A 13,458-nucleotide genomic window follows, 5' to 3' on the forward strand; every position below is an offset into this window, starting at 1 on the left:
GGGCCCGCGGCGTCGGCTCCGCGGGGTTCTGGTGTGCGGGGTAACTCGTGTGCGGAGGGGCTCTGGTGTGCGGGGGTGTTCGTGTGCGGGGGTGTTCGTGTAGGGAGGTGTTCGTGTGCGGGGGTCAGTCGGCGGTGTGGGCGGACGCCCGGGAGAGCGCCACGGTGGCGGTGGTCAGCAGGCCGAGCGCGGCCGCGCCGCAGGCGACGGCGGGTACGGCCCCGGCGCCCGCCGCCGCGACGAGCACGTCGACGGGGCGGGCAAGGGCATCGAGGCCGGGCAGCCGGCCGGCCAGGACGAGGGCGGGGGCGGCGGCCTCGACGGCGCAGGCGGCGGCCAGGCCGGTGGCTGCCGGTTCGGGGAAGCCGTGGACGGTGAGGAGGCGGGCCAGCAGAAGCAGCACGCCCAGTGCCGCGGCCCCGACCGGGGCGCCGCCCGCGCCGATCCCGAGCCGGGCCACGTACAGCAGCCCGCCGAGGACGCAGAGGAAGAAGGCGACGGCGGCGAACAGCAGGGGGCGCACACCTGCGGCGAACTCCTCCAGCGCCCGGCTGCCGTTGAGCTTGCGGTGCGCGTGTACGGAGAAGAGGTGGGCGCACCAGGCTGCGGGAGCGACAGCCACGGCGAGGCCGAGCAGCGGCGCCGGGGTGATGTCCCAGGGGCCTTCGGGGCCACCGCTGAGGACCTGGTGGAGCAGTGCGTCGCCGTACAGGACGTAGCCGAGCAGCCAGCAGCCGAACAGGCCCGCGGCGCCCGACGAGCGGCCTTCGGCGGAGAGGGGGCCGGTACGCAGGGCGAGGGCGAGCCCGATGAACGCGAGGAGACCGCCGCCGATGCCGATGGCGAGCCGTGCCCCGCTGTCGAGCACGCCCTCGGTGAGCCGCAGCGCGACGAAGGTCGCGAGACAGGCGGCGCCCGGCAGCAAGGCCCGGAGCGACCACGCGGCGCGCGTCTCGATGTCGCGCGCCGGGGCGAAGGCCGCGCCCACGGGCTCCCCCGCAACAGCCGGAACCCGTGCGAACAGCTCCTCGGCGAGCGAGAACACGTCGCGGTGCCGGTAGCGGGCCGCGGTGCGGTCGGTGACTCCGTGGGCCTCCAGTCCGGCGGCGATCTCCAGGGGGTCGACGGCCCGCTCGCAGAGCTCGCGGTGCCGGTGCATCAGGGTTTTCACCGGATCGGCCGGCCCGCGCCGCCCGGTGGCGAGTTTGCGTGCCGGAGAGGTGTGGGCGACCTCGGGAGCCCGGGAGGTCGGGTGCTGCGCGGGGTTGCCGGGGGGCGCCGGATCGTCGGGGGGCGTCGGAGCGTCGGGGGGCGTCGGGTTCTTGGCGGGCGCCGGATCGTCGAGGGGCGTCGGGTTCTTGGCGGGCGCCGGAGCTTCGGGGGGCGTTGAGCCCGTGGCGGTTGCCTGGTCCTTGGCGGGCGCCGAACGAGGCGACGGGTCCCCGGGGGCGGAGGGCGCTTCGTCAACGGCTTCGGGGGGCGTGGGGGTTGAGGTCGGCTCGGGCCCGACCGCCTCGGGCCCGACCGCCTCGGGCCCGGTCGGCGTCGGGCCGGACCCGGTCGGCGTCGGCTCGGGCCCGACCGGCTCGGGGGCGTGCGCGGGCGCGGCGTCGGGCTCCAGGAGCGGCCCGCCCCCGGAGGCGTCCTCCCGCGCCGGGCGCGCGCTCCCCATCCCGTCCACCGGCGTACCCACTGCCTCGTTCACCGGCGTACCCACTGCCTCGTCCGCCGGCACACCCACGGCCCCATTCACGGGCACACCCGCCGCCCCATCCGGTTGCGCGGCGGGCAGTCCCCACGCCGGTTCGGAGATGTCGGCGAGCAGGGTGCCGGAGGTCGACGCCCACGAGCGATGGTCCCCGTTGCTGCTGGTCATCGGCGTGCCGAGCGCCTCGGGCACTTCGGTCGGGCGGCCCATCGTCGTTCCTCCGTGCTCGTCACCCCGGGCAGCGACTGCCCCAGGCGCACCGGTCGGACCCGGTCGGTTCGTGCGGCCCCGTGCGGCCGCTTCCTGGTCACGCATCGCCGTCCCCCACGCCGTGCGCTCCCGCGCCGACTTCCTGCACGGCCCAGCTGGGTGTCCGCCCGGCCGGCCCTTGGCCGCGGTCGAGACCGGAGCCGTCTCCCGGCTCCGCCCAAAGACCGAGGACATGGGCCTCCGGCGGGGTGGCGAAGGGGCGTGGCCCGCCGGCGGCAGGCACCGGCCCCCTGCGCACCGGTGCCTGCGCGATCAGCTCCAGGTAAATGCCGCGAAATGCCGCGAGGTTCTGTTCGACGGTAAAGAGTTCAAGTGCGCGGGCGCGCGCCGCCGCTCCCAGGCGCGCACGGCGCTCCGGATCACGCAGCAGAGCCAGGCAGGCGTCCGCAAGGGCCCGGGGATTGCGCGGCGGCACCACTAGTCCCGTACCGCCGATGACCTCGACGACCGCACCGACGTCCGTGGACACCGTCGCCCGGCCGCAGAACATCGCCTCGACCAGACTGATCGGGAAGCCCTCGACCACGCTGGAGAGCACCACGACCCCGCCCGCCGCGTACGCCTGGACGAGATCGGGGACCTCGGCCCCGCCGATGTCCTCGAAGGAGACCGGACTGTCGCCGACGGCGTGCGCGTCCACGGCCTCGTCGGGGAACAACTGCGCGGCGAGCGCCCGGCAGTGGGCGAGATAGTCGGCGCCCTCCGCCCCCTGGGCAGCCGCACCGATGATGCGTAACCGGGCGTCGGGCTCGGTCCTGCGCACCTCGGCGAAGGCGTGCAGCAGGGCGATCAGGTCCTTGGCCGGCTCGATCCGGCCCACCCAGACCAGCGTGTCCGGGCCACCGTCGTCCTCGTTCTCGCCGAGCGCCGCGAAGCGGCCGGACTCCATGCCGGGATAGACCGTGCGCACCTTGGCGGGTTCGGCGCCGCAACGCTCCTGCCAGCGGCGGGCGTGGTTGTTGCCCGGGGTGATGAGCGCGGCCTGCCGGTACACCTCGGCGGCGAGCCGCCTGTGGAAGTTCGCGAGCAGCGCGCGTACCGGCGCACTCACCGGCGTACCGATGTCCGAGAGGTAGTGCGCGCGCAGCTGCACGGCGTGCTCGGTGACGAGCAGCGGCACCCCGAAGAATCGCTTGGCCAGCAGTCCCGGCAGCGCGGCGGCGCCGCCGGACGCGGCATGGCACAGGTCGACGGCGCCGAGGCTCTCCTCGTCGTACCAGTCGAGGGAGAGCGGCCGCAGCACGCGGTCGAGCTCCCGGGCGAAGGCGAGGAGATCGGGGACGGTGGCGGACTGGACGGTGCGTCCGGTGCCATGGGCACGGCAGGCGGCCTCGAGGATCCTCACCGCGGTCTCGGAGCGGAGGGCGGCGGGAAGCCCGCCGTGCTCGCAGGCCAGCTCGGCGAGCCCGTAGAGACCCTCCGTGAACTGCGCATCCGCGACCGCGTCCGTGGACCGCGGGTCGTCCGGCCGTGCGCCCGTACGGTCGGCAACGGCGTTCGCGCCCTCGCCCCCGTCGCTCTGGTCGCCGCCCGTCACGCACACCGAGCCCGCGAGCGCCGTGAAGTGGGTGATGAAGCGCCGCCGTTCGCGCCGCCCGTACGTCCGTGCGCCCCCGCCGGTCAGCAGCCGCGAGAGCAGTCCTCTGGGGGCGTGGAGGCCGAGGGTGTCCTCGTCCGCGGTCCACAGAGGTGCCGTCCGCACCCGGCTGACCTGGGCCGGGAGCTGGACCCAGCCCTGCGCCTCCTGTTCGGCGCTGCGGCTGAGCGCGAAGAGATCGAACTCGTGCTGCGCGAGCCCGCGCACCAGACGGTCGCACCAGAGTCTGGACTCACCGGACGCATACGGATAGCCACCTTCGGTGAGCAGTCCGATCCGCACGAGCACACCCCCGATCTCCCTTGTGAGCGGCCGCCGTTGAATCGGCGACTCGCAGCGGGACGACCGTAAGCGGATACGCCGGTGGTGCGACGGACGGTTGTCCGTCGCACCACCGAAAGGGGTGAACCGGCGTAACTTTCCCACCCCGGTAGCGTTCTGTCGCGCTATAGAAGCGGTAGGTCACCTACCGTCAGGCTGCAGCCAGCTCTTTGCGGGCCGCGCGGCGCACCGCCGCGAGGGCCGGATCGAGCGCCGGCACGGCGGCCAGCAACTGCCGCGTGTACGGGTCGCGGGGGTCCGCGTACACCTGCTCCACCGGGCCCTCCTCGACGATCCGGCCCCGTCGCATGACGGCGACCCGGTCACTCACCTGCCGTACGACAGCGAGGTCGTGGGCGATGAAGACCAGGGCGAGCCCCAGCTCCTGCTGCAGTTCCGACAGCAGGGCGGTCACCTGGGCCTGGGTCGTCACGTCGAGCGCGGAGACCGCCTCGTCGCAGACGATGAGTTCGGGTTCGGCGGCCAGGGCCCGGGCGATGCCGACGCGTTGGCGCTGGCCGCCGCTGAACTCGTGCGGGTAGCGGTCGTACTGCTCCGGGTCGAGTCCGACGCGCTCCAGCAGATCCCGTACGCGCGCCCTGATCACGTCCTCGTCGCGCTCCCCGCGCGCCCGCAGCGGGTCGGCGACCGACTCGCCGACGGAGCGGCGCGGATTGAGCGAGGAGACCGGGTCCTGGAAGACCATCTGCACCCGGGCCGCCCGGCCGATCCGGCCGGACGTGGGTTCCAGCAGGCCGACGAGCATCCGCCCCAGGGTGGTCTTGCCGCTGCCGCTCTCGCCGACGATGCCGAGCGTCTCGCCGCGCCGGACGGTGAGGGAGACCCCGTCGACGGCGGCCAGGGCGGACTTCCCCCGACCGAAGACCTGGCGCACCTCTTCGGCCTCGACCAGCACCTCGGCCTCGGGGTGCGCCGCTCCCACGGTCGCGGCGGCGGGGCCGCCGGGCCCGGGGCCGATGCGCGGCACGGCTGACAGCAGCGCCTTCGTGTACGGCTCGCGGGGCGCACCGAGCACCTCGGCCACCGGCCCGCGTTCCACCGCGAGGCCGGACCGCATGACGAGCACCTCGTCCACCGACTCCGCCGCCACGCCGACGTCATGGGTGACCAGCAGCAGTCCCATGCCCGTCTCGCGGCGCAGGTCGTGCAGCAGGTCGAGGATCTGGGCCTGGACGGTGACGTCGAGCGCGGTCGTCGGCTCGTCGGCGATCAGCAGCTGGGGCTCGCAGGCCAGCGCCATCGCGATCAGCGCCCGCTGGCGCATGCCGCCGGAGAACTCGTGCGGCCGGGACCGTGAGCGGCGCACCGCGTCGGGAATCCCGACCCGGTCCAGCACCTCCACGGCCCGGGCCCGCGCCGCCCGCCGGGTGACGCGGTGGTGGACGCGGTACACCTGGGCGATCTGGTCGCCGACCGCGTAGTACGGGTCCAGCGAGGAGAGCGGGTCCTGGAAGACCATCGCGGCCTTCGCCCCGCGCAGCCCGCGCAGTTCCGCGTCGCCGGCGGCCTGGACGTCCACGCCGGCGACCCGGATCGAGCCGTCGACCTTCGCACCGGTCCCCCGGTGCAGGCCGAGCAGCGCGTACGCCGAGGCGCTCTTGCCGGAGCCGGACTCACCGACGACGCCGAGCGCGCCGCCGGCCTCCAGCGAGAACGACAGTCCGCGCACCGCGTGCACGTCGCCGAACGAGATCGAGAGATCGGTGACCTCGACGAGACTCATGACAGCACCACCCGTCGGTCGGCCATCGCCTGGAGGATGTCCGCGACGGCATTGGCGAGGACGACGAAGAATCCGGTGACGAGCACCAGACCGACGACGACCGGAAGGTCCACCTGCTTGACGGACTCGACGAGTTCGCGGCCGACGCCCGGAATCCCGAAGAGCGATTCGGTGAGCACGGCGCCGCCGAACATCGAGCCGACGTCGAGTGCGCCCAGCGCGATCACGGGGGCCAGCGCCCCGCGCAGCGCGTGCCGTCCGACGATCGTCCGCTCGCTGACCCCGTACGCCCTGAAGGTGCGCACATGGTCCTCGGCCAGCGTCTCCAGCATCGAGGCCCGGGTCATCCGGGCGTACGGGGCGGCGGTGATGAGCGCGAGCGAGATCCAGGGCAGCAGCAGGTTCCAGGCCCACTGCTCCGGGTTCTCGGTGAAGGGGACGTAGTCCGGGAAAGGCAGGATCTGGAGCGCCGTGACGCAGATGATGATCAGCAGCAGGCCGATCACGAAGACGGGCGTGGCCATGCCGGCCAGGGTGATCCCGGTGAGGATGCGTTCGGTGACGCGGCCGCGCCGCCACACCGAGAGCAGTCCGGTACCGACCCCGAGCACCATCCACAGCACGAACGCGCCGACGGCGAGCGAGGCGGTGGCGGGCAGCTTGGCAAGGATCAGCTGGGTGACCTGCTGACCACTCTGGTACGAGAGTCCCAGGCACGGGGCCTGGCAGTGCACCACACCGGTTCCGGTCGAGTAGTCGCGGCCCGCGACCAGGCTCTGGAGGAAGTGCGCGTACTGCACGTACACCGGGTCGCCGAGGCGCAGTTGCTCGCTGACCTGAGCGACCTGCGCGGGCGAGCAGCGCGGTCCGCAGGCGATCTGCGCGACGTCGCCCGGGGCGACGTAGAAGGCGGCGTAGACGACGACGCTCAGGGCGAGGAGGACGAACAGCGCCCCGCCGAGGCGTCGCAGCAGGAATCCGCTCATGCGCCGGCCTCCTTCTTGCGTCCGGTGCCGATCCGCAGCCGGGAGGCGGCGCGCGGGTCGAGCGCGGTGCGCACGCCCTCACCGAGGACGGTGAGCGCCAGCACGGTGACGAAGAGCAGCAGGGCCGGGATGAGCAGATAGGTGGGCGCCGCCTGGTACCAGGTGTCGGCGTCGCTGAGCATCTGTCCCCAGGAGGGTGTGGGCGGCTTGATGCCCACACCGAGGAAGGACAGGGCCGCCTCGACGACGATGTTGCTGGGGAAGAGCAGGACGGCGTACGTGATGACGGGCGCGGCCAGAGCCGGCAGCAGCTCGCGCCGGGCGATCTGCCAGGAGCCCCAGCCGCTGAGCCGGGCGGCCGCGACGTGGTCGCGCGACTTGAGGGACAGCGTCTGGGCGCGCACGATCTTCGAGATGCCGGACCAGCCGACCAGGCCGACGATCACGGAGATCAGTACCGGGCGGGGGAAGCCCGCCGGGACGACGGCGAGCGCGCCGAGCGCGGTCACCATGACCGGCAGGGCGACCACGACATCGGTGACCCGGCTGAGCGCCTGGTCGACGAAGCGGTTACCGAGACCGGCCGAGAGGCCGACGACGACGCCGATGACAACCTGGAGCAGGGTCGCGCCGAGTGCGACGCCGAGCGAGACCCGGGCGCCGTACGCGACGCGGGCGAAGAGGTCGCGTCCGGTGAGCGGTTCGACGCCGAGCCAGTGCTCGGCGCTGATGCCGCCGAAGGAGCCGAGCGGAACCCCGCCGGTGGCGGAGTCGACGAGGTCGGGGTGGAACGTGGTGGGGTTCTGGCCCTCGATGCCCGTGAGGAGGGGGGCGGCGAGCGCGAGGAGGACCAGCAGGGCGACGACGGCCGCCGCCACGAGGGCGGAGCGGTGGGCGCGCAGCCGCCGCCAGAACGGATGGGCCCCGGAGGCGGGGGCCACGACGGCCCCCGCCTCCTTGACCAGCAGTGCTTCGGCCATGGTTACTTGACCGCGACCTGCGAGATGTCGAGTACGCCGGTCCAGTCGCTGATCACGACGTTCTTGACGGACTCGCCGTACAGGCGCTTGTAGACCGGGTGGAACAGCGGCACGGTCAGCGCCTGCTCACCGACCTTCTTGTCGAGCGCGCCCCAGCGCTTGGCGGCGGCGCTCAGGTCGGTCAGCTTGTTGATCTCGTCGATCTCCTTGTTGACCGCGGGGTCGTTCAGCTGGGCGGAGTTGAAGTTGTACCCGGCCTTGACGATCTGGCGTCCGTCGAAGATCGGGGCGAAGAACGGACCGCCGGAGGGCCAGTCGGCACCCCAGCCGCCGAGGAAGAAGCCGGGCTCGGTCTTCACGTTGTAGACCGTGTCCGAGTAGGCGTTGTCCTCCAGGCCCTGGAGCTTGACGGTGATGCCGGCCTTCTTCAGCGCCTCCTGGAGCGCGGTGGCGACCTCCGGGCTGGTGGCGAAGTTCTTCTCGTTGTTGTGCGTGAGGGTGACGGTCAGCCCGTTGGGATAGCCGGCCTCCTTCAGCAGCTCCTTGGCCTTCGCCGCGTTGCCGTTCTTGCCTGCCGGGAAGGAGTCGTACGGCGTGTAGCCGAAGGACGCCTGGTCGGGCAGGAAGGTGGTGGCGGGCTCGGCGAGCGAGGAGCCGCCGGCGGCGTTGACCACGGAGCCGCGGTCGACGGCGTACGAGATGGCCTGGCGCACCTTCGGGTTGTCGAACGGCTTCACCTTCGGGTTGAAGGCGATGTAGTTCGTGTAGCCGAAGTGGCCGGTGCCGACGCGGGCGGCGAGCTTCTTGTCGCCGCTGACCTTGGCGAGCTCGGCCGGGCCGAGGTTGGTGTCGGTGGTGACGGCCGCGGCGTCGGCGCCCTGCGAGGCGGACAGCCGCTGGTTGATGACGGCGGAGTCGAGCCCGGAACGGACGTCGATCCGGTCGGGGTAGGCCTTGCGCTCCTCGTCGGTGGCGGCCGACCAGTGGGTGTTGCGCTCCAGGACGAGACGCTCGCCGTCGCCCTCGTTCCTGACGACCTTGTACGGACCCGAGGAGACCGGGTGCTCCTCGTACTTCGTGCCGGTGTCCTTGGCCTTCGGCACCGGGGTGGTCTGCGTCTGGGTGGCCAGGTAGGGGAACTCGCCCTCGGGCTTGTTGAGGTGGAAGACGATGGTCTTCGCGTCGGGCGTCTCGATCGAGCCGAGGCCCTTCTTGTCCTTGTACGGGCCCTGGTAGTCGGCCCCGCCGATCAGCCAGTCACGCAGGTAGGGCGCGCCGCCGGAGAGCTCGGCGGCGAAGGAGCGCTCGATGCCGTACTTGATGTCGGCGCTCGTGATCGCGGTGCCGTCCTCGTACTTGATGCCGTCCTTGAGGGTGTACGTCCAGACGGTGGCGTTCTTGCTGGGCGTGCCCAGGTCCGTCGCCAGGTCGGGGACGACCTTCGCACCCTCCGCGCCGTCCTCCCGGTTGCGGGTGGTGAGGGTACGGAAGACGAGGGAGGGGAGGTTGCCGCCGCCGGAGGTGTAGAGCCGTGCCGGGTCGAAGTCCTCCTGAGAGGCGCTGTTGAGGACGGTGAGCGTGCCGCCCTTCTTGGGCGCGCCCGCTGCGCCGGAGGTGCCGTCGCTGTCCTTGCTGCTGCCCTCGGGCCCGCAGGCCGCGGCGCCCGCGGCCACGAGGAGTACTGCGGCGGCCGCTGCTACGCGGCGCGATATGACGGACGGATGACGCATCGGAAGATGACCTCTCGGAGTACTGCCTGGGTGAAGGAAACAGAAAGTGATTCCGTGCAGGCGGCGACGAGAGGCATGTGCACACGACCGGTCGTGACGGGTGAAGGTGACCGGAACACTGGAACTGCCGCGCCTGCGGACGGAGTACGCCCGGGCGCGGCAGTCGGGGAAGGGCGGTCCGGACCGTCAGGGTCCGGACGGGGGGCCGACGCGCACGCGGGCAGGCGTCAGCAACAGTCGATGTCGGCGACGCTGTGCCCGGTCACGCCGATGAGCGCCAGCTCAATGGCGGCGCGATCGGAGGTGACGAGGCTGCGTGACATGCCGAGAAATATCGGCCACGGCCTGCCCGATGTCAACGCAATATGAGACAGCCGTCTCGCTATACGGACACCCGTTCCGGGCGAGCGGTCCGCGAGCCACCCCCCTGCGCGCCCGTCCGGGGCGGCCGGACGGCCACCTCGGCCGCCCCGTCCCGGGCTCAACCCTTCGGGTACACCCAGGCATTGGGGCGGCATTTGATGCCGTCGATGTCGAGCGACTTGGTCTGCTGCTGCATCACCGGAGCGAGGGCACCCTTCGTGCCGCAGCTCACATGGTTGTGCCCCAGCCGGTGGCCGACCTCGTGGTTGATCAGCATCTGGCGATAGGCGAAGAGCTTGTCCGGTCCGAAGGTGGCAGAGCCCTGGGCCCAGCGGTAGGCGTTGATCATGACGCGCTCGGTGGCCGCGGAGTCGCAGGACACGTTGTCCTCCATCGTGTCCAGACCCGACTTCTCGCACCACTCGCCCGTGGTCCCGGGGCTCGCCAGCGTGATGACGAAATCCGGCTCCCCGGTGGAAATCCGTTCGAAGGTCATGTCGCCGTCGTGCGCCCAACTCCGGTCATCATTCAGAGTTTTCTGTACCGCCTCGGCAAAGAGCGCGGAGTCGAGCCCGAGCCCCTTCTCGACGTCGATCCGGTAGCGGTACCTGTGCCCCTTGCCCGGGGCCTTCGCCGTGCCGGCGACCGCCGCGAATTTCCCCGAAGCGGTCAGCTTCGGCGCCAGCGGATAGGCCTTGGCCATCTTCTGCTCGTACGAAAGGGGCTTGGCCACCGCCACCTTCGGGGCGGGTGTCGTCCGGTCGTCCGAGCGGGAGGCGTCGCCGTCGCCGCCCCGGCCCACACCCGCGGCCTGCGCGGCGCCGGTCGGGCTGCCGCTGTCGTGGGCGACCTGGCCGGCCACGACCACCGCGAGCACCGTCGTCACCGCGGCTGCGGCGATGCCGGTGAAGGTGCGGCCCCTGCCGCCCCTGCTGTCCTTGGCGCCCTTGGCGTCCTCGGCGCCCTTGGCGTCCTTGGCAGGAGCCTCCGCGGCCTCGTCCGCAGCCGGCGGGCGTTCGTCCCACTCGGTGACGGAGCGGTACGGATCCGCCGGCCCGGAACGCGCCGCGGCCGGGCCACGGGGTGCCGGTGGGACAGGTGAGCTGTCGAAGGCCTCGACGAACTCGCGCCGCGGTCCCGGCACCAGCGGCCTGGTTGCGGCGCCCTGCGCGTTCCGCGGTGTCTGTGGAGTCCGCGGCCCCTGCGGCCGTCCCGGCGCCTGCGCCTGGGCCTGGTTGCCGGTGCGGCCGCCCGGTCCCGCGCCGTGCGGCGGGGCCGGGCGTTCGCCGTACCGCCCGACGGGCCCGGCCCCCCAGCCGCCGCCCGGTTCACGCTGTTCGGGATGGCCGCCGCGCACCTGGGGCGCGCCCTGGAACGGGGTGTGGCCCTCGGTTCCGGGAGGCGCGTCACCCGGCCGTCTGCGCCGGCCGCTGCCTACGGCGGGCCGGGCGCCCTCGCGCCCCGCTTCCGCGTTCGCCCCGTCCGGCCCGGTCTCGGGCGCCCTGGGCGCAGGGCCCTTTCGGCTGTGTCGTCCCACGCCCCGGATCAGCTCCCGCCGCATTCGTCGAGCAGTTCCCGGAACGCCTGGGCGACCGCTTCCGGGTACTCCATCATCGCCACGTGCCCGGCGTCGGGCAGTGTCAGCAGTCGCGCATCGCGGAAGGCCGCGGACGCCCTGCGTGCCATCCGGTGCGAGACGAGTCTGTCCCGTCCGCCGTACACGAGCTGGGTCGGCGCGAGCACCCGCCCGGCCTGGCGCCACAGCCCGTGCTGGCCCCCCAGTGTGTACGCGTCGACGATGCCACGTGCCGAGCGCGCCATCGCGTCCCAGAAGTACGGCAGCGCCAGCCGCCGCTCCATTTCGGCCACCGCGTTACGGAAGCCCTCCGCGGAGACACGTGCCGGATCGCCGTAACAGAGTGCCATGACTCCGCGGGTGCGTTCTTCCGCGCTCCAGCCCCGGGTCATCCGGGCGAACAGGGACACGATGCCCGGAACGGCGAGCAGTGCGGTCGGCGCGGCCGACCACTGCACCCGGATCTCGGGGAGCGCGGGCGAGATCAGGGTGAGGGTGCGCACCAGGTCGGGACGGACCGCGGCGACCCGCGTCGCCACCGCCCCGCCCAGCGAGTTGCCGAACAGGTGGACGGGGCCGCGCTCCCCCGCGTCCAGGAAGCGGATCACCGCACGGGCGTGGCCGGTGACCGAGTAGTTGCCGTCGTCCGGCGGCGGGGAGTCCCCGAAACCGGGCAGGTCGAGCGCCTCGCTGTCCAGCACGTCCTGGAGCAGCGGCATCAGCGCGGTCCAGTTCTGCGAGGAGCCGCCGAGCCCGTGCACGAAGAGCGCGGGCGGCAGTCCGGTCCGCTCCGGCGGCCGCGAACGGACGGTCAGCGTCAGCCCGGGCAGCGTGACGGAGCGAAGCCTCTCCCCCTCCGCGACTCTGACAGCGCTCACCGTGGGGGCCACCGCTGCGGCGGCGGCACGGACTCCCGGCAGCTCGGTCGAAGACATGCGGCAATGTTACGAGACGATCACACCGTGGTTCATGTGTTCGCCATCACAGACCGCATGGCGGCTTCGGGGGGTAGCTCCTAGGCTCGGAGCAAGGAAGGGAGTCACCATGACGGTCGACCCCAGTGACCCGGATACCTTCGAGGACGTCCAGCCGGACGAGCGCAGCCAGGAGGCACCCGACGCCGACGCTGCCGAGCAGCAGGCGGATCTTCATCCGCAGGACGACGAACCGCTGGCCGACGTCGACCCGGACCGTGCGAACGAGGCGGATGCGGCGGAGCAGGCCCGCGTCGTCCCACAGGATGAGGACGATTACCGCTGATACGCCCCGCTATGCGGCAGGGGGTGCGGAAACTGTGGCTACCGCAGTCGGCCGGTCCGTGAAATTCTGCGTCCGCGCCGCGCATACCCGGGTTACCCAAAAGTACGATGTCGGTATGGCGCAGCGTGCACGGAACTGCTGGGTCCGATCACAATTTTGGGAGGCGGCGTGACAGCCATCGAGCAGACCGAGGCGGCGCGCCCGCGGGGCACTCGTTTGCCCCGCCGCGCCCGACGCAATCAGCTCCTGGGGGCCGCCCAGGAGGTCTTCGTGGCACAGGGATACCACTCCGCGGCGATGGACGACATCGCGGAGCGGGCCGGCGTCAGCAAGCCGGTGCTCTACCAGCACTTCCCGGGCAAGCTGGAGCTCTATCTGGCCCTGCTCGACCAGCACTGCGAGTCGCTGCTCCTCGCGGTGCGCACGGCGCTGGCGTCGACCACCGACAACAAGCTGCGTGTGGCCGCGACGATGGACGCCTACTTCGCGTACGTCGAGGACGAGGGCGGCGCCTTCCGGCTGGTCTTCGAGTCGGACCTGACCAACGAGCCCGCCGTGCGCGAGCGGGTCGACCGGGTCTCGCTCCAGTGCGCCGAGGCGATCTCCGACGTGATCGCAGGTGACACGGGGCTGTCCAAGGACGAGTCCATGCTGCTCGCGGTCGGGCTCGGCGGGGTGTCCCAGGTGGTCGCCCGCTACTGGCTCTCCAGCCGGTCCACCATCCCGCGCGACACGGCGGTGCAGCTCCTCACCTCGCTGGCCTGGCGGGGCATCGCGGGCTTCCCGCTGCACGGCATCGATCAGCACTGAGCGGGGCGGCCCACGCCGGTGTTCGCTGCGGGCGTTGCCCGCGGAGCCCTGCCCGGTCCCCTCAGCGGGCTAATGTGTGCTGCGTACGGCGCGGTTCACCGCGCAGGGACTGA

The 13,458-nt window shown here is 72.4% G+C and carries 11 protein-coding genes; 2 read left to right on the forward strand and 9 right to left on the reverse strand.

Translation table 11 applies throughout. The features are described 5' to 3' along the window. Positions 1–124 precede the first annotated feature (124 nt). The 9 genes from ACIOEW_RS25385 to ACIOEW_RS25425 form a co-directional block, all read right to left on the reverse strand. A complete protein-coding gene (locus tag ACIOEW_RS25385) occupies positions 125–1,918 on the reverse strand; it encodes a hypothetical protein (RefSeq protein ID WP_401966142.1) in 1,794 nt (597 codons plus the stop codon). Between the two features lie 97 nt (positions 1,919–2,015). Continuing rightward, positions 2,016–3,857: a DUF3492 domain-containing protein gene (locus tag ACIOEW_RS25390; RefSeq protein WP_401966184.1), complete on the reverse strand. Its 1,842-nt coding sequence runs from the start codon at positions 3,855–3,857 to the stop codon at positions 2,016–2,018. Positions 3,858–4,047: 190 nt separating this feature from the next. Continuing rightward, complete coding sequence (locus ACIOEW_RS25395) at positions 4,048–5,640, reverse strand: dipeptide ABC transporter ATP-binding protein (protein WP_401966143.1); 1,593 nt, start codon at positions 5,638–5,640, stop codon at positions 4,048–4,050. After that, a complete protein-coding gene (locus ACIOEW_RS25400; RefSeq protein ID WP_362556235.1) occupies positions 5,637–6,626 on the reverse strand; it encodes an ABC transporter permease in 990 nt (329 codons plus the stop codon). The genes ACIOEW_RS25395 and ACIOEW_RS25400 overlap by 4 nt, the downstream gene beginning before the upstream one ends. Next, the gene (locus tag ACIOEW_RS25405; protein WP_401966146.1) at positions 6,623–7,606 is read right to left on the reverse strand and encodes an ABC transporter permease; all 984 of its coding nucleotides are present in this window, start codon (positions 7,604–7,606) and stop codon (positions 6,623–6,625) included. Before ACIOEW_RS25405 ends, ACIOEW_RS25400 begins: the two co-directional genes overlap by 4 nt. Before the next feature lie 2 nt (positions 7,607–7,608). Next, entirely contained in the window at positions 7,609–9,336 is a 1,728-nt protein-coding gene (locus ACIOEW_RS25410; RefSeq protein WP_362556239.1) for an ABC transporter substrate-binding protein, read from the reverse strand. A 227-nt stretch (positions 9,337–9,563) separates the two neighbouring features. Continuing rightward, positions 9,564–9,659 carry an Ms4533A family Cys-rich leader peptide gene (locus tag ACIOEW_RS25415; protein ID WP_326738590.1) on the reverse strand — a complete coding sequence of 32 codons (96 nt, stop codon included), beginning with the start codon at positions 9,657–9,659 and terminating at the stop codon, positions 9,564–9,566. A gap of 158 nt (positions 9,660–9,817) precedes the next feature. Then, entirely contained in the window at positions 9,818–11,260 is a 1,443-nt protein-coding gene (locus tag ACIOEW_RS25420; protein WP_401966150.1) for a DUF3152 domain-containing protein, read from the reverse strand. Continuing rightward, positions 11,245–12,210, reverse strand: coding sequence for an alpha/beta hydrolase (locus ACIOEW_RS25425; protein ID WP_362556243.1), 966 nt, complete (start codon positions 12,208–12,210; stop codon positions 11,245–11,247). Before ACIOEW_RS25425 ends, ACIOEW_RS25420 begins: the two co-directional genes overlap by 16 nt. Positions 12,211–12,319: 109 nt before the next feature. Here ACIOEW_RS25425 and ACIOEW_RS25430 point away from each other — a divergent pair, with 109 nt between their 5' ends. Then, the gene (locus ACIOEW_RS25430) at positions 12,320–12,535 is read left to right on the forward strand and encodes a hypothetical protein (protein ID WP_362556244.1); all 216 of its coding nucleotides are present in this window, start codon (positions 12,320–12,322) and stop codon (positions 12,533–12,535) included. Positions 12,536–12,703: 168 nt separating this feature from the next. Next, positions 12,704–13,345 (forward strand): TetR/AcrR family transcriptional regulator, encoded by a 642-nt coding sequence (locus tag ACIOEW_RS25435; protein WP_362556246.1) that lies wholly within the window; start codon positions 12,704–12,706, stop codon positions 13,343–13,345. Positions 13,346–13,458 lie beyond the last annotated feature (113 nt).

The organism is Streptomyces sp. NPDC087901, from assembly GCF_044742205.1.
In the GTDB taxonomy this organism is placed as follows: Bacteria; Actinomycetota; Actinomycetes; order Streptomycetales; family Streptomycetaceae; genus Streptomyces.

Bases quoted from the DNA above. Each gene is read 5' to 3' on its own strand.
- ACIOEW_RS25385 (WP_401966142.1), bottom strand. From the start codon at position 1,918: ATGGGCCGCCCGACCGAAGTGCCCGAGGCGCTCGGCACGCCGATGACC.
- ACIOEW_RS25430 (WP_362556244.1), top strand. From the start codon at position 12,320: ATGACGGTCGACCCCAGTGACCCGGATACCTTCGAGGACGTCCAGCCG.
- ACIOEW_RS25415 (WP_326738590.1), bottom strand. From the start codon at position 9,659: ATGTCACGCAGCCTCGTCACCTCCGATCGCGCCGCCATTGAGCTGGCG.
- ACIOEW_RS25410 (WP_362556239.1), bottom strand. From the start codon at position 9,336: ATGCGTCATCCGTCCGTCATATCGCGCCGCGTAGCAGCGGCCGCCGCA.
- ACIOEW_RS25405 (WP_401966146.1), bottom strand. From the start codon at position 7,606: ATGGCCGAAGCACTGCTGGTCAAGGAGGCGGGGGCCGTCGTGGCCCCC.
- ACIOEW_RS25425 (WP_362556243.1), bottom strand. From the start codon at position 12,210: ATGTCTTCGACCGAGCTGCCGGGAGTCCGTGCCGCCGCCGCAGCGGTG.
- ACIOEW_RS25400 (WP_362556235.1), bottom strand. From the start codon at position 6,626: ATGAGCGGATTCCTGCTGCGACGCCTCGGCGGGGCGCTGTTCGTCCTC.
- ACIOEW_RS25395 (WP_401966143.1), bottom strand. From the start codon at position 5,640: ATGAGTCTCGTCGAGGTCACCGATCTCTCGATCTCGTTCGGCGACGTG.
- ACIOEW_RS25420 (WP_401966150.1), bottom strand. From the start codon at position 11,260: ATGCGGCGGGAGCTGATCCGGGGCGTGGGACGACACAGCCGAAAGGGC.